The 18,913-nt window shown below is 65.8% G+C and carries 17 protein-coding genes and 1 pseudogene; 7 read left to right on the forward strand and 11 right to left on the reverse strand.

Annotation, left to right across the window (positions count from 1 at the left end):
• Positions 1 to 27 precede the first annotated feature (27 nt).
• A complete protein-coding gene (locus EL272_RS12870) occupies positions 28 to 1,596 on the forward strand; it encodes a glycoside hydrolase family 32 protein (RefSeq protein WP_061788194.1) in 1,569 nt (522 codons plus the stop codon).
• A 190-nt stretch (positions 1,597 to 1,786) separates the two neighbouring features.
• Here the strand turns inward: EL272_RS12870 and EL272_RS12875 are convergent, their stop codons facing one another.
• The 5 genes from EL272_RS12875 to argS all read right to left on the reverse strand — a co-directional run bounded on the left by EL272_RS12875 (position 1,787) and on the right by argS (position 9,072).
• The gene (locus EL272_RS12875) at positions 1,787 to 2,416 is read right to left on the reverse strand and encodes an ABC transporter ATP-binding protein (RefSeq protein WP_014847650.1); all 630 of its coding nucleotides are present in this window, start codon (positions 2,414 to 2,416) and stop codon (positions 1,787 to 1,789) included.
• An 11-nt stretch (positions 2,417 to 2,427) separates the two neighbouring features.
• Entirely contained in the window at positions 2,428 to 3,675 is a 1,248-nt protein-coding gene (locus EL272_RS12880) for an ABC transporter permease (protein WP_014847651.1), read from the reverse strand.
• Between the two features lie 10 nt (positions 3,676 to 3,685).
• The gene (locus EL272_RS12885; protein WP_061788195.1) at positions 3,686 to 5,068 is read right to left on the reverse strand and encodes an ABC transporter permease; all 1,383 of its coding nucleotides are present in this window, start codon (positions 5,066 to 5,068) and stop codon (positions 3,686 to 3,688) included.
• A 764-nt stretch (positions 5,069 to 5,832) separates the two neighbouring features.
• Positions 5,833 to 6,861 carry an IS30 family transposase gene (locus tag EL272_RS12890; protein WP_244926085.1) on the reverse strand — a complete coding sequence of 343 codons (1,029 nt, stop codon included), beginning with the start codon at positions 6,859 to 6,861 and terminating at the stop codon, positions 5,833 to 5,835.
• Positions 6,862 to 7,437: 576 nt separating this feature from the next.
• Complete coding sequence (gene argS / locus EL272_RS12895; RefSeq protein ID WP_061787727.1) at positions 7,438 to 9,072, reverse strand: arginine--tRNA ligase; 1,635 nt, start codon at positions 9,070 to 9,072, stop codon at positions 7,438 to 7,440.
• A 69-nt stretch (positions 9,073 to 9,141) separates the two neighbouring features.
• On the opposite strand from argS, the gene EL272_RS12900 reads away from it, so the two are divergent.
• The 3 genes from EL272_RS12900 (at position 9,142) to EL272_RS12910 (ending at position 11,936) form a co-directional block, all read left to right on the forward strand.
• Entirely contained in the window at positions 9,142 to 9,972 is an 831-nt protein-coding gene (locus tag EL272_RS12900) for an aldo/keto reductase (RefSeq protein WP_061787709.1), read from the forward strand.
• 228 nt (positions 9,973 to 10,200) lie between these two features.
• Complete coding sequence (locus EL272_RS12905) at positions 10,201 to 11,541, forward strand: UDP-glucose dehydrogenase family protein (protein WP_061787708.1); 1,341 nt, start codon at positions 10,201 to 10,203, stop codon at positions 11,539 to 11,541.
• A gap of 125 nt (positions 11,542 to 11,666) precedes the next feature.
• On the forward strand, positions 11,667 to 11,936 hold the full coding sequence (locus EL272_RS12910) for an HU family DNA-binding protein (RefSeq protein ID WP_014847656.1): 270 nt from the start codon (positions 11,667 to 11,669) through the stop codon (positions 11,934 to 11,936).
• A 123-nt stretch (positions 11,937 to 12,059) separates the two neighbouring features.
• On the opposite strand, the gene EL272_RS12915 is transcribed toward EL272_RS12910, so the two are convergent.
• From EL272_RS12915 to EL272_RS12935, 6 genes are all read right to left on the reverse strand, one after another.
• Complete coding sequence (locus tag EL272_RS12915) at positions 12,060 to 12,794, reverse strand: glycosyltransferase family 2 protein (protein WP_061787707.1); 735 nt, start codon at positions 12,792 to 12,794, stop codon at positions 12,060 to 12,062.
• Positions 12,787 to 13,227, reverse strand: coding sequence for a GtrA family protein (locus EL272_RS12920; protein ID WP_157682482.1), 441 nt, complete (start codon positions 13,225 to 13,227; stop codon positions 12,787 to 12,789). Before EL272_RS12920 ends, EL272_RS12915 begins: the two co-directional genes overlap by 8 nt.
• Positions 13,228 to 13,321: 94 nt before the next feature.
• Positions 13,322 to 13,450 carry a hypothetical protein gene (locus EL272_RS15915; RefSeq protein WP_255265824.1) on the reverse strand — a complete coding sequence of 43 codons (129 nt, stop codon included), beginning with the start codon at positions 13,448 to 13,450 and terminating at the stop codon, positions 13,322 to 13,324.
• Between the two features lie 102 nt (positions 13,451 to 13,552).
• The gene (locus EL272_RS12925; RefSeq protein WP_014847659.1) at positions 13,553 to 14,542 is read right to left on the reverse strand and encodes a Gfo/Idh/MocA family protein; all 990 of its coding nucleotides are present in this window, start codon (positions 14,540 to 14,542) and stop codon (positions 13,553 to 13,555) included.
• Complete coding sequence (locus EL272_RS12930; protein ID WP_061787706.1) at positions 14,542 to 15,633, reverse strand: DegT/DnrJ/EryC1/StrS family aminotransferase; 1,092 nt, start codon at positions 15,631 to 15,633, stop codon at positions 14,542 to 14,544. Before EL272_RS12930 ends, EL272_RS12925 begins: the two co-directional genes overlap by 1 nt.
• Positions 15,630 to 16,235 carry an acyltransferase gene (locus EL272_RS12935; protein WP_014847661.1) on the reverse strand — a complete coding sequence of 202 codons (606 nt, stop codon included), beginning with the start codon at positions 16,233 to 16,235 and terminating at the stop codon, positions 15,630 to 15,632. Before EL272_RS12935 ends, EL272_RS12930 begins: the two co-directional genes overlap by 4 nt.
• A 273-nt stretch (positions 16,236 to 16,508) precedes the next feature.
• Here EL272_RS12935 and meaB point away from each other — a divergent pair.
• The 3 genes and pseudogenes from meaB to EL272_RS12950 all read left to right on the forward strand — a co-directional run.
• Positions 16,509 to 17,551: pseudogene (meaB, locus tag EL272_RS12940) on the forward strand (methylmalonyl Co-A mutase-associated GTPase MeaB); the annotation flags it as partial.
• A 184-nt stretch (positions 17,552 to 17,735) separates the two neighbouring features.
• Complete coding sequence (locus EL272_RS12945) at positions 17,736 to 18,443, forward strand: FHA domain-containing protein (protein WP_014847664.1); 708 nt, start codon at positions 17,736 to 17,738, stop codon at positions 18,441 to 18,443.
• Positions 18,444 to 18,447: 4 nt separating this feature from the next.
• Complete coding sequence (locus EL272_RS12950; protein WP_014847665.1) at positions 18,448 to 18,909, forward strand: FHA domain-containing protein FhaB/FipA; 462 nt, start codon at positions 18,448 to 18,450, stop codon at positions 18,907 to 18,909.
• Positions 18,910 to 18,913 lie beyond the last annotated feature (4 nt).

Consider the following 18,913-nt stretch of genomic DNA (forward strand, 5'->3'; position numbering starts at 1 on the left):
AACCGGTGATGAGGTAAACATTGAGACATGATCAGTGGGAAGTACGGTCGCCGTGCCTTGTTGTTCGGCATCGGAACTACTGCTGGAGCTCTGGCCCTCGGCTCCCGAATCTGGAACGACGCCACGGCTTCCCTTCCGTCTTCCACGTCCTCCGCCCCCACCGCGTCCGGTTCCCCCTCGCCTGCCCCGGACGACCCGTTCCGGCCCGTGTACCACTACACCCCCGCCAGCGGGAACCTGGCCGATCCCAACGGCCTGATCCTCCACCAGGGCGAGTACCACCTGTTCCACCAGCAGGACGGCACCTGGGCGCACGCCGTCAGCTCCGACATGGTGCACTGGGAACGGCTGGGCACCGCCCTAGGACACGACACCCTCGGCCTGGCGATGTCCGGCAGCTGCGTCGACGACGGCGCAAACACCTCCGGGCTGGTTCCGGGCGGGGGAATGGTCGCGATCTACACCTCCACCGAGGGCGGGGAGGCGCAGTCCCTGGCCTACAGCACCGACCGCGGCCGCTCCTGGAGGCGCTACGACGGCAACCCTGTCATCCCCAACGAAGGTCGCAAGGATTTCCGCGACCCGAAGGTCTTCTGGCACGAGCCGACCCGGTCGTGGGTGATGGTGGTCTCCCTCGGCGACCGAATCGCCGTGTACCGCTCCGGTGACCTGCGGTCCTGGACGCACGCCAGCGACTTCGGTGAGGGGAAGGGTTCCCACGCCGCGGTGTGGGAGTGCCCCGACCTGTTCCTCCTCGACGACGTCTCCACCGACCAGACCCGCTGGGTGCTGACGACCTCGATTGGCGACAACGCCGAAACCCATGGTTCGACGGCCCAGTATTTCATCGGCGACTTCGACGGTTTCACCTTCTTCCCCGAGGACGACCGGGTCCGTTTCACCGACGCCGGCCAGGACTTCTACGCGGCCCAGACCTTCGAGAAGGTCGAGGGACGCCGCATCTGGTTGGGGTGGATGGGCAACTGGGCCTATCCCTACTCGATGCCCACCAAGGGTTGGAAGAACCAGATGAGCATTCCGCGCGAGCTGACGCTGACCACCCGGGACGGGGTGCGGGTTCTGCTGCAGCAACCGGTGAGGGAGTTGAATGCCCTGCGGGGCCGGGCCACGGATGTCGGCGGGCTGTCAGCCACGGACACGACCACCGGGCTGGGTACGGGCCGGGTCGTTGAGCTGGATCTGACGCTGGACGTCTCCAGAGCCAGCGACGCCTGGCTGGGCCTGTGCCGCGGCCAGGTCGACGGCACGCTCCAGGAGGTGCGGGTGGGTGTGCTGCCCGGCAAGGGCATCTTCTACCTCGACCGCACCGCAGGCGGCCTGGCGACCGTGCCGGGACGCGACGGCGGGACGGCGCAGTTCGCCCTGCGACGTGAGGTCGCCTACCGCCCGGTCGACGGGAAGGTGCGGCTGCACGTCCACGTCGACAATTCAAGCGTGGAGGTCTTCGTCGACGACGGCGCCCCGGTGGGGTCGCTCTTGGTGTTCAACGATCCCCGGGCCCAGGAACTGGTGCTGGGCGCGAAGGGGACGGCGAAGGTGATCTCCGGGGCAGTGACCCCGTTGTCCCTCCAATAGGTCTCGCGGAAACGCGAGAAAAGGGGGCGGCCGGGATCCGGGCAGATCGAATCCCGGCCGCTTCCGGAGGGGACTCCAATTACATCGGTGGAGTTCCCCAGCTCGTGGTCCTGCACAACGGCGCCAGAACCGAGGATGCGGGAGGGTTCCGCGGTCGGACAATGCCGAGAGCCATTCGCGAATCCCGCTGTCAGGCCACGAGTTTCCGGTTCCTCAGCCGCAGGACGACATCGGCGGCCTTGGCCACCTGTTTGCTGTGCGTCACGACGATGACGCACTTGCCCTTGTCGTGTGCGGCGGTCTTGAGAATGTCGATGATGTCACTGGCGGTGTCCTCGTCGAGGTTGCCGGTCGGTTCGTCGGCGAGGATCACGGGGGCGTCGGAGACCAAGGCTCGGCCGATCGCAACCCGCTGCTGCTGGCCGCCCGAGAGCTTCATGACGTTGCGATTGATCTCCTCCTTCTCCAGTCCCATCTTCTCCAGCACTCCTGCGTCCGCCCGGTGATTCACCAAGCGGAGGTTCTCCAGGGGAGTCAGGTAGTCGATCAGATTATAGTTCTGGAACACCAGCGACACGTTGCGTTTGCGGTGTTTGGGGAGTCCTTCTTCGGAGATGTCCTTCCCGTTGCAGAGAATCTTCCCGCTGGTGGGGACGTCCAGCCCGGCGAGCAGCCCGAGCAGCGTCGACTTGCCCGCCCCGGAGCCACCGAGAATCGCGTAGAACTTGCCTCCCTCGAACTCGATGGTGACATTTTCAAGGAGTTTGCGCGCCATCTTTTCGTAGGCGTAGTTGACCTTTTCCAGCGCAAGAACGCTCATCTATGATTTTCCTAACTCATCTTGGAGAGAATCTGCTTCGGCTTGAGCCGCAGCATCGGGATCATTGCGACCACCGCCGACAACAGGACGACGGCGTAGCCGAGCAGCCAGGCGCGTCCGAAGTCGAACGCCGAGGCGGCGGCGAAATTGGGGGGTGGGACGTTGACGCCGGACTGGCCGTCTTCCGCCCCCGTGGCCTGCCCGACGACGAGGTCACCGAGCATGCGGGAAACCTGGTCGGAGGCGAGGGCCGCCAGGCCACCCGCAACGAGCGCGACCAAGGTCAGCTCGATCAGGAACTGCACGAGCAGTCTCTTCTTGGACGTGCCCACCGACAGCAGGATCCCGATCTCGTGGACCCGGCCCCGCACCCAGAACACCAGCACGAACACCAGGATCGCGACGCTCGCGAGGCTCACCCCCGCCAGCATCAGGTTGAGCAACCCCTCGACGGTGGCAATCCCGGAGAGCACCCCGGAGAAGGTTTTGGCGTTGTCCTCCACCTGGAGGTTGTCCCAGGGCAGCGACAGTCCTTTTGCCCGGGCGATCGCAGCGCCCAGCTCGTCAGCACTCGATACCAGGTACTGGGCCTCGGTGAGTCCCTGCCCGGCGGCGAGTTCCCCGCTGGAGGCCAAGTCGGTGTAGAAGGTGTTCTCCGCCATCTCCGAGGGCAGCGACGCCTTCCCGCTGGTCCCGGTGAACAGGCCGACGATGGTCACCGTCACGGATTTTCCGTCGCGGTTCAGCGTGACCCGGTCACCCACCTTCAGGCCGTTCTTCGCCGCCAGTTCCTGGTGCATGATCGCCGAGTTCTGGTCGCCTTCGGCGATGTGGCGTCCCTCTACGAGGGTGTACTGCTTGGCGGCGAAACCGTGGATCAGGTCGCTGCGGGTCACCCCCGTGACCCCCGCCTCGGGTGCCACGTCACCGGAGAGCTCCACACCGCTGGCGGGCATCTCGACGAGCTTGAGGTCCGATGGTGTGGCGGTGAGACCGCGCACGTAGTTGTGGCCGGTGACCCCTTGCACCCCGCTGACGGATTGTGCATCGGCGAGGCTCAGTTCCCCGGAGCCGGAACGAACCACGAACCCGGCGGGCACACCACGGCTGACGCTCTCCCGGAGGGCCTGCATGGAGCTGCGGACGCTGGCCTCCGCCACCAGGGCGGTGAAGATCACCGTCATGATGAGCAGCAGCACCACGCTCTTCCCGATTCGCCTGCTGACCGACAGCCAGGCGCGTTTCAACAACAACGACATCGCAGGTACCTCAGGACAGCTGGGTGAGCAGGGCCTTGGGCCTGGCGCGCAGGACCGGGATGGAAGCGATCAGCACCGCGATGCACACCAGCGCCAAAGAGATTCCGCACACCAGCGCCCACTGCCCGGTATCCAGCATCACCTGGACGTGGTCGAGGGTCTTGCCGGACAGGGCCGATTCGTTGTCGGCACCGAGGCCGCTGCCGCCGAGCTGCGATGCCATGTCCTTCGATGTCGACTTCGCGGCCTGGGATACCAGCTGGTTGCCGATGAACTGGGCCGCGCCCTGGGCTGCGAACCACGCCGCTCCGAAGGCCGGGATCGCTATCAGCACAAGCTCCAGGATGTGTTGGGTGACGATCCCGGGTTTCGACGTGCCCACCGACAACAGGATGCCGGTTTCACGTCGCCTCTCCCTGGCCCACAGCCACAGCACCAAGGAGATCACCACCACGCCGAAGATGACCGTGGCCACGACCATCGTGTCGACGAGTTTGTAGATGCTCTGCACCGTGCCCGTGACGCCGGCGAGGATCTGGTTGGTCTTGGAGAGTTGGAAGTTCTTCCAGTCGACCCCCAGCTGACCGGCCTGCTTCATCACTTCGTCGAGTTTGCCTGCGGATTCCACGAAGAAGGTGGCATCCGTGTAGATCTCCTTGCCCTCCGGGAACTTGGCGAGCTGTTTCGTGGTGGTCACGTCGGTGTAGATGGAGTTCTGCACCAGTTCGACGCGCGTCCGAGCGGGTTTGATGTTCTCCCCCGAGAAGAGGCCGACGATCTCGACCTCCACCTCCTCGGTGGACTTGTTCACGTTGTCGGCGTCTTCGGGGTTCCCCTTCAGCTTGAGTTTGTCGCCGACCTTCAGGCCGTTCGCCTTGGCGAGATCCTCGTGAATGATCGCCTTGTTGACGTCGGATTCGTTGACGTGGCGCCCCTGACTCAGTTTCAGACCGCCGGAACGGAAGTTCACGTCCAGTTCGGTGTTGTTCTCCCCGTAGCCGCCCACCAGGTTCCCGAAGAGCTTTTCCTTCTGGGCATCGTAGTCGCGCTGGGAATTTGGCAGTTTCAGTGGCTTCGCCCCCACCAGGTCGGCGGTCAGCGACATGCGACGGAGGTGATCGCTCACCCCGGGCACGCCCTTGACAGCGTCGATGTCGGCTTCCTTGACGACACCACCACCCCGGGGAGTGCCGGGATTGTTCTTCCGGTTGTTCTCGAGGGTGAAGCCGGCCTTCAGCTGCTGACCGACCTGCGACGCCGCCGCGTCCGTCGAGCCTTTCACCGCAACCATGCTCAGCATAACCGTCGACAAACACAGCAGAATGCCGAACATTATCAACGTCTTCAGTTTTTTGCGCACCACGAAGCGCCACGCACAGGTCAGGGCCCGCATATCCGTTTCTCTCCCGCTCACTCCCGGGCCGCGCAACCAGAAACTCTCTGATCCACGCTGCCCTCATCAGCCGCACAGGTCGGCACCAACAGATTCCAGAACCGCGAACGTTTCCCTCACGACGAATGGTCGGATGCGGAACGCCGGATTTCCTCGGGAATCAATCCCTCGGCACACGGCCGAGTGATTTCCCGTCGGACCCACTGCCCCGGTTGTTCCCGCGGTCGGATTCGCTCACGATCTGGCTGGGAGCCTAGCACCGCGACAACTACCGGGGCAGTGGCCGCAAAGGACCCGTGAACTGCTTTCTACAACCCAGGTCTTGGCCTGTTGAACCCCGGAAAACCGGGCCTCAGCGATCAATCTGGGACGGTTGCCGGCCCGGCGGCTCCAACCCGGGTAGGACCACGGTAGGAGTCGCCCCGCAGAACCGAGCCGAGGGACCGATCCGTCACGACCAGCGGTCGGAGAAAAACAGACGAGAAGTCCACGGGATTTCACACCGCAAGCCAGTTGAGCCGGACCGCGAGCGCCCCTCCCCGAAGCCGGTTGACCCGGGCCGCGAACGCCCCTCCCCGAAGCCGGTTGACCCGGGCCGCGAACGCCCCTCCCCGAAGCCGGTTGAGCCAGCAAGTGAGCGAAGCGAACGGCTGAGTCGAAACCAGCTTCGGCAAGACCCACACCCCTTCCCAACTCCGAGCCCCTCCCCTTGTGCACGAAACGCGGAAGAAAAACGTTTCAACGTCGTGTGGCGACGGGCGGTTTCAAGTGGTGTGTGCAACGTTGAGTAGTTGTTCCATTTTCTCGGCTGGTGTGGCCCAGTCAAGTACTCGGCGGGGTCGGGTGTTGAGGAGGTCTTCAGCGTGTTGGACCTGGGTGTCGGTGATGTGGGTGAAGTCGGTGCCTTTGGGGAAGAAGTCCCGGATCAGGCCGTTGCTGTTCTCGTTGGTGGGGCGTTGCCAGGGAGAGTGGGGATCGCAGAAGTAGGCCTGGCAGCCCGAGGCGAGGGTGAAGCGGGCGTGTTGGGCCATCTCGATGCCCTGGTCCCAGGTGAGGGTCGTCATCAAGGTGGCCGGGAGTCGGCGGGCCATCTGGATCAACGCGTCGGTCACGGTGGTGGAGTCACGGCTGGTGACCCGTTGGATCATGGTGTAGCGGGTGGTGCGTTCGTTGAGGGTCACCAGGGCCGAGGTGCCGCCCTTGCCGATGATGAGGTCTCCTTCCCAGTGCCCGGGAACTGCCCGGTCCTCGACCTCGGCCGGACGGTTGGTGATGGTGGCCTCACCGATCCAGCTACGGCTACCCCGCCCGGACAGCCGTGACCGGGGACCTCGGGTGGTACGTCCGGAACGCAGGGCTTTCTCGACGGTGAGTTCATGACGCAGCCCGCCGGCGGCCTGGACGTAGAGGGCCTGGTAAATCGTCTCGTGACTGACCCACATCGTGGGGTCCTCCGGGAAGTCCTGACGCAGCCGGTGAGCGATCTGCTGCGGGGAATGTTTGTTGTTCAACCGTGTCACCACCTCGTCCCACAACGGTGTCCCGAGTACCAGCTTCCTGTCCTTGGGACGCCGACGTGACCAGTCTGCCAGCCGCTGCGCCGGCTGGGCCCGGTACCGGCCAGGACAACGCTTCATCTCCCTGGAGACCGTGGAACGGTGGACACCGAGTTCTGCAGCTATCTGGGAGGGCGGAACCCGGTCACCGACCCGAACCTCGATCAGGATCCGCCCCGCCAGGGTCAACCGGCCCTGCCCGTCACGCCACTGCGCTGGCTCTCCCACTTCCAACACCGGGTTCTCCCGTAACCGCCGCCGACGCCGCCGCGGACTGTAACGATGCTCGTTCAACCCACCAACCCCTCCCACCCGGCCCCTCGACAACACCATCCCCGCCTCGACAGCCACCTTCCTCACAGTGGAAGGACTACCACCCAACTCCCGCGCGATCGAATGACACGACCGGCCCTGCCCCAACAACACCAACATCAACCCACGACGCTGCTCATCCAACCGCACAACACACCTCCAGAAACTGTTGTTGCGCACACCCTCTGAACCCGCCACGTTGAAACGTCGAACCTCTGCGAGTCGTGTACGGGAAAAGCAGGGCGAGGCGAGGGGAGGGCGGTCGGGGACTTGTGGTCGGGTCTGCTCCTCAACCACCAGATGGTTTCGACACGGGCCGCTCGTTCCTCGCGACCCGACTAAACCAACTTCGAGTTGGGACGGTTTCGACACGGGCCGCTCGTTCCTCGCGACCCGACTAAACCAACTTCGAGTTGGGACGGTTTCAACTCGAGCCGCTCCTTCGTCGCGACCCGGCTCAACCAGCGTCGGATTGGAGATCAACCGGCTTTGGGTGGGACTTCACATGCGGTCGGGGGCCTCGATTCCGAGGAGATGGAGGCCCTGGGCCAGTACCTCGCGGGTGGCCGCCGCGAGCGCCAGACGCGAGGAGCGCACCTCCCCCTCGGAACGCAGCACCGGGCAGGCCTCGTAGAAGGCCGAGAAGGCCCCGGCCAGTTCGTAGAGGTACCCGCACAGTTTGTGGGGGGTGAGGGCACGGGCCACCTCGTCGACAACCTCACCGAAACGGCTCAGCACCAACGCGAGGGTCTGTTCGGCAGGGTCCTCCAGCACCGCTACCGCACCCCAGCTGATGTTCTCGGCCTCTGCCCTGCGCAGGATCTGGCAGATCCGGGCGTGCGCGTACTGCAGGTACGGCCCGGTGTCGCCGGTGGTCTGCACCATCCGTTCGGCGTCGAAGACGTAGTCCTTGTGGATCGCGCCCGACAGGTCGGCGTACTTGATGGCCGCCAGGGCGATCTCGGGTGATGCCTCCTGCTCCGCCAGGTCGAGCAGGCTCGTCAGCGACACCGTCCCGCCGTCGCGGGTCTTGAACGGGCGCGAATCGGGACCGAGCACCATGCCGTAGCCGACGTGCTGCGCCTCGACGTCCTCGGGCAGGTAGCCGGCCTTCCGGGCGGCCTCGAAGAGTTCCTGGAAATGCTGCGACTGGCGCACGTCGGTGACGTAGATGATCCGGTCGGCCTTCAGCTCGCGCACCCGGTGCCGGATGGCTGCCATGTCGGTGGTGTCGTAGCCGTAGCCGCCATCCGATTTGCGGATGATCAGCGGCGCGTCGAAACCCTCGACCCACAGCACCAGCGCCCCGTCGTCGACGACGGCGATGCCGCGCTCGGCCAGGTCGGCGGCCACCTCCGGAAGGGCGTCGTTGTAGGTCGACTCGCCCGCCAGGTCCGCATCGGTTAGCAACACCCCGAGGCGTTGATAGGCGGCGTTGAAACCGGCCAGGGAGACCGCGATCAGCTGCCGCCAGATCGCCAGGGTCTCCTGGTCGCCGCCCTGCAGCTTCACGACGCGCGCGCGGGCGCGGGTGGCGAAACCGGGGTCGTCGTCGAAGTGTTTCTTGGAGTCCTTGTAGAGCTGTTCCGCGCCTGCGAGGTCGAGGGCGGTGACGTCGGTGCCGGTCTCGATGATGTGTTCGACCAGCATCCCGAACTGGGTGCCCCAGTCGCCGATGTGGTTCTGCGGGATCACCTCGTGCCCCAGGGCGGTGAGGACGCGGTTGAAACAGTCGCCGATGATGGTGGTGCGCAGGTGCCCGACGTGCATCTGCTTGGCAACGTTGGGCGCCGAGTAGTCGATGACGACCCGCTGCGGGTGAGACGTGCGGCTCAACCCGTGGTGGGGGTCCTCCAGCACCGCGGTGGCTGCCTGGGCCAGCACGTCGGCGCGGATCCGGAAGTTGATGAACCCCGGCCCGGCGATCTCCAGGGGTTCGCACAGGTCGGAGACGTCGAGCTGTGCGACGATGTCCGCCGCGACCTCCCGGGGGGGTCGTTTCTGCTCCTTGGCGAGGCGCAGCGCCACGTTGGACTGGAAGTGCCCGAACTGGGGTTTCGTGGCCGGCCGCATCTCCGGATCCACCCCCGTGACGGCGCGCAGACGGGCATCGAGCAGGGCAGGCAGCGATTGCATGGGGGACATTCTCTCACCCTTCGCCGAGGTTGGTGATGCCCCCTTCCGCCAGGGTGTTCAATTGGGTTCATGACAAGCGCTCCGCCCATCACACTGAACGACGGCAAGTCCATCCCCCAGCTCGGCCTGGGCGTCTGGCAGATGACCGACGACGAAGCCACCGCCGCCGTCAGCCACGCCCTGGAGACCGGATACCGGCACGTCGACACCGCCGCCATATACCGCAACGAAGTGGGTGTGGGACGCGCGATCGCCGCGTCCTCGCTGCCGCGCGACGAGATCTTCGTCACCACGAAGCTGTGGAACAAGGACCAGGGCCGCGACCTGGCCCGTCCCGGCCTGGAACAAAGCCTCGAGAAACTCGGCCTCGACCACGTGGACCTGTACCTGATCCACTGGCCCTGCCCCGCGCGCGGCACCTACGTGGAGACCTGGGAACAGCTCATCGACTTCCGTTCCGAGGGTCTGGTTCGTTCCATCGGGGTGTGCAACTTCCTGCCCGAGCATCTCGACACCATCGTCGACGAGACCGGCATCACCCCGGTCGTGGACCAGATCGAACTGCACCCCACCTTCCAGCCCGACGACCTGATCAACCACTGCTCGGACCTGCGGATCACCGTGGAGAGCTGGTCGCCGCTGGGGCGGGCCGCCGATCTGGAGCATCCCGTCATCACCCGCATCGCCGAACGGCTCGGCGCCACCCCGGCGCAGGTCATCATCCGCTGGCACCTGGACCGCGGTTTCGTCGTGATCCCGAAGTCGAAGACCCCCGCGCGGATCGAATCGAACTTCGCGGCCCTCGAGATGAAATTGTCGGCGGAGGACCGGGCGGCCATCGACGCGCTCAGCGCAGGCAACCGCATCGGCCCCGATCCCGCCACTCTCGAGATGGTCTGACCAGGGGTTTAGCTGGCCGAGGCGCCACCTGTGAATAAGCCTCCTTGTACACGACACGTGGAAGAGAAACGGTTCAACGTCATGTGGCGACGTTGAACCGTCGAACCTCCGCGATTCGTGCACGGGAAAGGACGGGAGTGGGGCGGAATGTGGGAAGAGAGGTTCGACACGACCCGGTTCGTGCCCGGCCACGGAGACCCTGGGGCCTCACCCGCTACCCTTCAGCGCATGCGGATTGCAGTGATCGGTTGCGGCTACCTGGGGGCGGTGCACGCGGCCTGCATGGCGGAGATCGGCCACGACGTCATCGGACTCGACGTGGACGAGGACAGGGTTTCCCGGCTGGCGCGGGGCGAGGCCCCGTTCCACGAACCCGGTTTCCCCGAGATCCTGGCGCGAGGGATCGCAGCCGGGCGGCTGGGTTTCACCACCGATCCCGGACGGCTCGCCGACGCCGACCTGATCTTCATTGGGGTCGGCACCCCGCAGCTGTCGGGCAGGCTGGGCGCGGACCTCAGCCAGGTCGACGCTGCCGTCGAAACCGTCGTCGAACACGTCAACCCCCGGCCCGGCTCCTCGGTGCTGGTGGCGGGCAAGTCGACGGTTCCGGTCGGCACCGCGCAGCGGCTCGCTGAACGCCTGAAGGCCAGTGGCAAGAATTTCCTTCTGGCGTGGAACCCCGAGTTCCTGCGCGAGGGCCACGCCGTCGCCGACACCCTCCACCCCGACCGCATCGTCTACGGGCTGCCCGAGGACCGCTCGACCGGGGACCGCGCCAAGGCGATTCTCGACGCCTGCTACGCGCCAATGCTGGCCGAGGACATCCCCCTGGTGGTGGCGAACCTTCCCACCGCTGAACTGGTGAAGGTGGCCGCCAACGCCTTCCTGGCGACGAAAATCTCCTTCATCAACGCCATGGCGGAGCTGTGCGACGCGACCGGCGGCGACGTCACCCGGCTGGCGGAGGCCATCGGCCACGACGACCGGATCGGGGGCAAGTTCCTCCAGGCGGGCATCGGTTTCGGTGGCGGCTGCCTACCGAAGGACCTGCGGGCCTTCATGGCGCGGGCCGGGGAACTCGGCATCGACCAGGCCCTCACCTTCCTGCGCGAGGTGGACGCCATCAACCTGCGCCGCCGCGACCACGCCGTCACGCTCACGGAGAAGGCGGTAGCGGGACGGCTGGCGGGCCGGAAGGTGGCGGTGCTGGGGATCACCTTCAAACCCGATACCGACGACCTGCGCGACTCCCCCGCCCTCGACATCACATCCCGGCTGTGGGCGCGCGGCGCCGACGTGCGGGTCGTGGACCCGACGGCCGGACCCGAGCTGCGCCGGCGCCAACCCGAAATGCGGGTTTGCGACACCGTAGAGGAGGCCCTTACAGGGGTGGATGCGGTGCTGCTACTCACCCCGTGGAAGGAATTCCTCTGCCTGGATCCGGTGGAACTGAGAGGAATCGTCGCCTCCCCCGCCATCATCGACGGCCGGAATGTGCTCGACCCCAAACTGTGGCAGGAATCCGGCTGGAGGTATTACGGAATGGGCAGGGGGGTCTCAATCTGGTAACCAATCCGGAAGGTTCCTGCCGTCCGAACGGCCATATCTGCGGGTTTCGGTGCGTCTTGGCTTGACATCCCCCCGACATCGGCCAAAGTATGTTCGCATACTCAAAATGCTTTAAGGAGACATCAATGACAAAGCGTGAACTGATCCAGGCCATAGCGGCCAAGGCCGGGCTCACCAACGCGCAGGCCGAGGCCGCGCTCGACGCCTTCGGTGCCGTTATCACCGAAGCGCTCGTCGCTGACAAGAAGATCCAGCTTCCCGGCGTGTTCACCGCCTCCACCACACAGCGCGCCGAGCGTGAGGGCCGCAACCCCGCCACCGGTGAGGCCATGACCATTCCGGCCCGCCGCGTCGCGAAGTTCGCCCCGGCCAGTGCCCTGAAGAACGCTCTCTGAGCCTTCTTAAATCGAGCTGCATGAAACGCCGCCCCCATTTTGGAGGCGGCGTTTCAATTCTCGACGCCCCGGGCCCCGGGGATTCCGTCAATAGAGTTCGGCATAACGAGAAGCCGGTGCCGTTCAGGACTCCTTGAGGGCCACGCGGAGCATGTGACGACGCCGGCGAAGCCTGACGAGCCCGACCGCCATGTCCCAGACATCCGCGATCCTGATCCGGGTCCCGCCGCGTTCGTGACCGGCCTGGAGGACGACGGGAACCTCGACCACACGCCTCCGGTCCACCTGCGCGAGATGAACAATCTCGGTGCTCGCCAAGTAACCGTGCTCCCGGAGCAGGGGGATGTGGCGCTGCAGCCAGGTCCTGTTGACGAAGAGAGTTCCCTGGCAGTCCCCCACCGTCATGCCCAGGATCACCCTGCGCAGGAAACGGTATCCCCACGACATGACGGCCCGCAGCTTCGATCTGGGAACCACGCTTCCCGGATGGGCCTTCGAGCCGATCACCAGGGCCGACGGGTCACCGACCGACTCCCAGGAACGGATGTCCGTGACGCCGAACGGGAGATCGTCTGCGGTGAGAAGAACCACTTCGCCCCTCGCCTCCGAGGCTCCCTTCAGGTAGGCGGCACCGAGTCCCACCTCGGACCGGAAGATCCGGACGGGAAACCCCCAGGAACCCGGGGCGAGTTCTTCGGCGATCTCCCAGGTGTCGTCGGAGGATCCGTTCTCCACGATTATGACCTCGACGTCGTCGCGGTCCAGTTCCCGCACCAGTTGCTGCAGCGTCTCCCGCAGGCGCGGACCGCTGTTGTGGGCGGGCACTACGATGGACAGCCCCGGTATGATGTCACTCACCCGCGTTGACCTCCACCGGACCCGTCGTCCCCGTCGCGGGTGAACGCCTGGCATACACCCAGTGTTTGTAGGCGAAATAGTTCCACACGGTGGTGATGGCGGTGGCGACGAGCTGGGAGGAACCCAGCCCCAGGCCGAGGACGTCGTGGCACACGGTCACGACGAACGCCACGACGACGGAATTGAACGCGACGAGAACCGAATAGCGGAACAACGACGCACGCACCGAGGCCTCGGAACGGAAGGCGAACATGCGCTGCAGGGAATAGGTGAAGAAGAAGGAGGCCCAGAAAGCCAGCAGCGCGGAGAGGCTCGTGGGAAGCCCGAGGACCTCCCGGAAGACGTTCAGGAGCAGGACGTTGAAGGCGAAGGCCAGGCCCCCGGCCACCAGATAGCGCAACGCACCACTGTTCAAGATCCTGGAAATACTCAAATCAATCCTTCACCAAAACCCCAAGCCGCCCTCCCTGCGGAACGACGACCAAGTTTAACCCAGCCCTCCGTGGCACGGGATCCCGGTAATCCGATCACGGGTTGGTGATGTGGAGGTCCTGTGACAGGTCGTGGTAGACCTTCAGGACCTCCTCGTAGCGGGGCATACGATGGGCGAAACCGCAGGACATCGCAGGCCTGCGTAACCAGCAGGTGGTAGTCACCGGACACGAACCACCCAACGGTGCAGCAACCACCATGCCAGCACGCTGACCCCGGCCGCTCTGCTACGAGCAACCGGGACCAGGAGCGGAACGCGTCAGGGTTCAGCGGACATCAACGAACTGGTTCGTGGCGGCCGATTCGATCATCGCCTCGCAGACCCGAACCACCTGGGCGCCCTGCTCCAGCGTGACGACGTCGGAGTCGCGGCCGAGAATGGCATCGCGGAAGTTCTCGTGCTCGGTGCGCAGCGGCTCCGGTTTCGCGATTGCGAACCGCGTCACGTCGCCCTCGGAGACGCCACGGAACTGGGCGATGTCGTCCCAGGTGGTGGCGATGCGGCCGTTGGCGTAGAAGGTCAGGTCCGCGGTGAGGGTGTCCGCGATGAACATGCCCTTCTCGCCCGTCACGATGGTCAACCGCTCCTTGGTGGGGGTCAGCCAGTTGACGAGATGGTTGGACATCAGGCCTCCCGACAGCTGACAGGTGGCCGAGACCATGTCCTCGTACTCGCGTCCCGCCTTGAACATGGTGCGGGCCGCGACCAGTTCGTAGTCGCGCTGCGTGACCCACGCGGTCAGGTCGATGTCGTGGGAGGCGAGGTCCTTGATGACCCCGACGTCCGCGATGCGCGCCGGGAACGGACCCTGACGGCGGGTGCAGATCTGGTACAGGTCACCCAGCTCGCCCGCCTCGAGGCGTTTCCGCAGCTCCTGCAACGCGGGGTTGTAGCGCTCGATGTGGCCGACGGCCCCGACAAGCCCCTTCGACGCGAAAGCCCTGACGAGGCGCTGGGCGTCCTCGAAGGTTTTCGCGAGGGGCTTCTCGATGAGCGCGTGCACGCCGGCCTCGGCCACCTTTAGGCCGATTTCCTCGTGATACATGGTGGGAGCCGCGATCACGACGTAGTCAAGGTTCTGCTCCAGCAGGGCGTCAACATCGGGCAGGACGGGAAGCCCCTCGGCGACGCCGTGCGGGTCGCCCTGGGCGTCGGCCACCGCGACGAGGTCGACCCCGTCGATGGCGCGCAGGTTACGGGCGTGGTGACGCCCCATCATTCCGAGGCCAATGAGGCCGGCACGCAGGTTACTCATCAGGCACCTGCCTTCGCGAGAGTATTGACGGCGTTCACGATGCGTTCCAGGTCCTCCTGGGTCAGCGACGGGTGAACCGGCAGCGACAGGCACTCCTTGGCGGCGCGTTCGGTCTCCGGCAGCTCGACCGGCGACTGGAACGGCTTCAGGCGGTGGTTCGGGACGGGGTAGAACATCCCGGAGCCGACCTGGTACTCCTCCTTGAGGGCCTTAGCCAGGCCGTCGCGGTCCTCGGGAACGCGGATCGTGTACTGGTGGTACACGTGGACGGCGCCGTCGGCCACCGGCGGCGGGGTGACACCCTCCAGGTTCGCGGACAGGAACGCGGCGTTCTCCTGGCGGGTCCTCGTCCAGGCGTCGACCTTCGTGAGCTGCACCCGGCCGATGGCGGCGTGGATGTCGGTCATGCGGTTGTTCAAACCGACGACCTCGTTGTGGTACTGCTGCAGCATCCCTTGGTTGCGGTACAGGCGGATGTTGCGTTCGATGGTGGCGTCGGCGCAGGAGACCATGCCGCCCTCACCGGAGGTCATGTTCTTGGTGGGGTACAGAGAGAACATCGCGAACTCACCGAAGGCCCCGACCGGGGTGCCGTCCAGCGAGGCGCCGTGCGCCTGGGCGGCGTCCTCGAACAGCAGCAGCGAGTGCGAATCGGCGATGGTGCGCAGCTTGTCCATCTGGGCGGGGTGACCGTACAGGTGAACCGGCATGATCGCCTTGGTGTGCTCCGTGATGGAGGCCTCCACGGAGGCGGGGTCGAGGGTGAAGTCGTCGGCGGAAATGTCCGCGAACACCGGGGTGGCGCCGGTCAGGGCGACGGAGTTGGCGGTGGCCGCGAAGGTGAACGACGGCACGATCACCTCGTCGCCCGCGCCAATCCCGCAGGACAGCAGGCCCAGGTGCAGGCCGGAGGTGCCGGAGTTGACCGCCACGCAGGCGCGGCCGAGCTTGAAGTGCTCGGAGAACTCGGTCTCGAAAGCCGCCACCTCGGGGCCCTGGGCGATCATGCCGGAACGCAGCACCCGGTCGACGGCGGCGCGTTCCTCTTCGCCGATGATCGGCTTTGCGGGGGGAATGAAGGACTGGGTCATCGGGCTTCCTTTACGAGGTTGAGGGTCTCGCCCACCTGCTCGAACTCGTCGCCGGTGTGCGGGTCACGGAATGTGTTGGGACCGGTTTCCTCCAGGGGGAAACCGGAGCGGCCCACCCATTTGATGCGCCGGGCCGGAACCCCGGCCACCAGCGCGTAGGCGGGAACGTCACGGGTGACGACGGAGCCGGCGGCGACCGTCGCCCACTCGCCGATCGTGACAGGGGCGACGCACACGGCGCGCGCACCCACGGAACTGCCGCGCTTCAGGGTCACCCCGACCGGTTCCCAGTCGTGGGCGCTCTTCGATGTGCCGTCGGGGTTGACGGCGCGAGGGAAGGTGTCGTTGGTCAGCACCGCGGCGGGGCCGACGAAGACCCCGTCCTCCAGATGCGCGGGTTCATAGACGAGGGCGTAGTTCTGGATCTTGCAGTTGTCCCCGACGTGCACGCCGCTTCCGATGTAGGCTCCCCGTCCCACGATCACGTTCTCACCGATCTCGGCGCCGCCTCGTACCTGGGCGAGATGCCAGATCGACGAGCCGTCGCCGATCCGGACGTCGTCATCCAGGTCCGCCGACGGAAGAATGCGGGGTTCAGCCATGGGTCCGCCTCTCAATCACTTGGGTCCGGGTTGCAGTCTAGCCTCAGGATCGCTTTCCGATAACCACGTGAACAGTGCCGTAAAAACATCAACCTGCGTTCACCACCCGATACCCGGGAAACGACCCGGTGTCCCCATCCGGGTCGCGCCGCTCCTTGAAAGGAGCGCCACCGCGACCCACCCAATGAATCCTCACCGAAAACGGCCTGCCAGGACGCCGATCCTCCCCGGCGCCGTCGGGGCCCTTCCCGGTCCCCGACGGTGCCGGGAGATATGGTGGCTCCCATGCGGAATCTCAATGTGGCGGAGCTGGCGGCCAAGGTCGTCGAGGGATCCAGGGGCCATGTGGCGAGGGCCATCACCCTGGTGGAATCGACCAAGCCCGAACACCGGGTGCAGGCCCACGAGTTGCTGCAGCTGATCAATCCGTACACCGGGAGGGCGTTCCGCGTCGGCGTCTCGGGTGTGCCCGGGGCCGGCAAGTCGACCTTCATCAACGCGATGGGCATCAAACTGATCGAGGAACACAACCACCAGGTGGCGGTGCTCGCCGTCGACCCTTCATCGACCCGCACCGGCGGTTCCATCCTCGGTGACCGCACCCGCATGGGTGATCTAGCCATGCGGGAGGAAGCGTTCATCCGTCCCTCACCGTCGGCCGGGCACCTGGGTGGTGTGGCCCGCGCCACCCGCGAGTCGATGCTGGTGCTGGAGGCCGCCGGCTACGACGTCGTGCTGGTCGAGACCGTGGGTGTGGGACAGTCGGAGGTGGCTGTCGCGGGCATGGTCGACACCTTCTTGTTCCTGCACGTCGCCCGCACCGGGGACCAGCTGCAGGGCATCAAACGCGGCATCCTGGAACTGGCCGACGTGATCTCCATAACCAAGGCCGACGGCGACAACGAAGGCGAGGCCCGGGTCTCGGCCCGTGAACTCAGCATCGCCATGAAACTAATCTCCAGCGACGAGTCGAGGCGGCGTCCCCCCGTGCTGACCTGCTCCTCCTACACCGGTGCGGGCATGGACGAGGTGTGGGAGGCGGTGACGAAACACCGCGCCGACCTGGAGAAGGCCGGGGAACTCGTCAGCCGCCGCAGGTCGCAGCAGCGCGCCTGGCTGTGGAACATGGTGGAGCAGGAGATCATCCAGTCGCTGCGCACCTCCCCCGAGGTCCGCGAGATCGCGGCCCGCGTCGAGGCGGATCTCGCAGCCGAGAGGGTCAGCGCCGTCGAGGGAGCCAGCGATATCCTCGAGGCCTTCGCCCACACCTTCCGCCATCCCTCCCACGAACCGGCCGGGGAGTGACGGGCGGCGCGGGGACCCGGCTGCCGGATCCCCGACGGCAACGAGTAGGTTCTACATGGCCCTCGCGGACCGGCCAGACCGGCCGTGCAGGCCGCCACATGACGCTTCCGGACCCGTTTCACGGTCCGCGGGCAGGCGAGTCAGGTGACCACGATTGGCCTGTCCTCTAAGCTGGTTCCGTTGAGAGGAGGGTGAATGGGCGTGTTCGACCGCGCTGAGAAGAGGATCGGCGCCGCCGTTGACAAGGTTTTCGCCCGCGCCTTCAAGGGCGATGTGCAGCCCGTCGAGATCGCGGCGGGTATTCAGCGGGAGCTGGATTCCGAGGCCAAACTCCTCAGCCGCGACAAGCGGCTGGTGCCGAACGTTTTCACGGTCTCCCTCTCCCCCCACGACTACAACAGGCTGTTTCCCTACACCAAGACCCTGAACTCGGAGATCATCCCGGAGCTCAGGGCGCACGCCGCGGAACGTTCCTACGTGTTCAACGGTTCCATCCAGATCCTCTACATGCTGGAGCAGTCGCTGCCCACGGGACAGTTCCGGGTGACCAGCCAGGCCGTCGCGACGGCCCCCGACCAGGCCCCCGCACCCAGGCCACGGGCCTCGCAGCAGCTGGTGCTGGAGGTCGGCGGGGTGCGGCACCCACTGGTGCCGCCGGGCCTGGTGATCGGCCGCGGCTCGAACGCCGACCTGCGCGTCAACGACCCCGGGGTGTCGCGCCGCCACGCCATGATCTCGGTTTCCGGGCCGCTGGAGAACCGCACCATCCGCATCGAGGACCTCGGCTCCACCAACGGCATCGTCGTCGACGGCTCCCGGGTGCAGGCGGCTCAGCTCAGGGACGGTTCCCGCATCGAAATCGGCAACACGAGGATGCTGGTGCATTCGCCCTCGGAGGCGTGATCCCATGTCAGATCTCGTCGCAGCGGCGATCAAGATTGTCTTTCTCGCCCTGCTATGGCTGTTCATCGGCATCCTCGCCGATGTGATCCGCAAGGACATGTTCGGCCGGAAGGTGTCGGCCTCCGACCTGCCCGCGAACGAGCAGGGACCCGCCAGGCGCGGCAAGGCAAGCTTCCAGCCCACCCGGTTCGCCATCACCCAAGGCGCCCAGCAGGGGCTATCCATCCCGCTGGAACCGACCATCAACCTGGGACGCACCTCCGACTCCACCCTCCTGCTCGACGACGACTACGCCTCCGCCCGTCACGCGCAGCTCGTGCAACGCGACCCAGAAACCTGGGTGGTGACCGATCTCGGATCCACCAACGGCACCTACTTGAACGGCAAACGCATCACCGAACCCACCCCGATGGGGGTAAACGACATTCTCCGCATCGGCCGCACCATGATGAAACTGGAGGTGTGAGGCC

Source organism: Arachnia propionica, from assembly GCF_900637725.1.
Taxonomy (GTDB): Bacteria; Actinomycetota; Actinomycetes; order Propionibacteriales; family Propionibacteriaceae; genus Arachnia; species Arachnia propionica.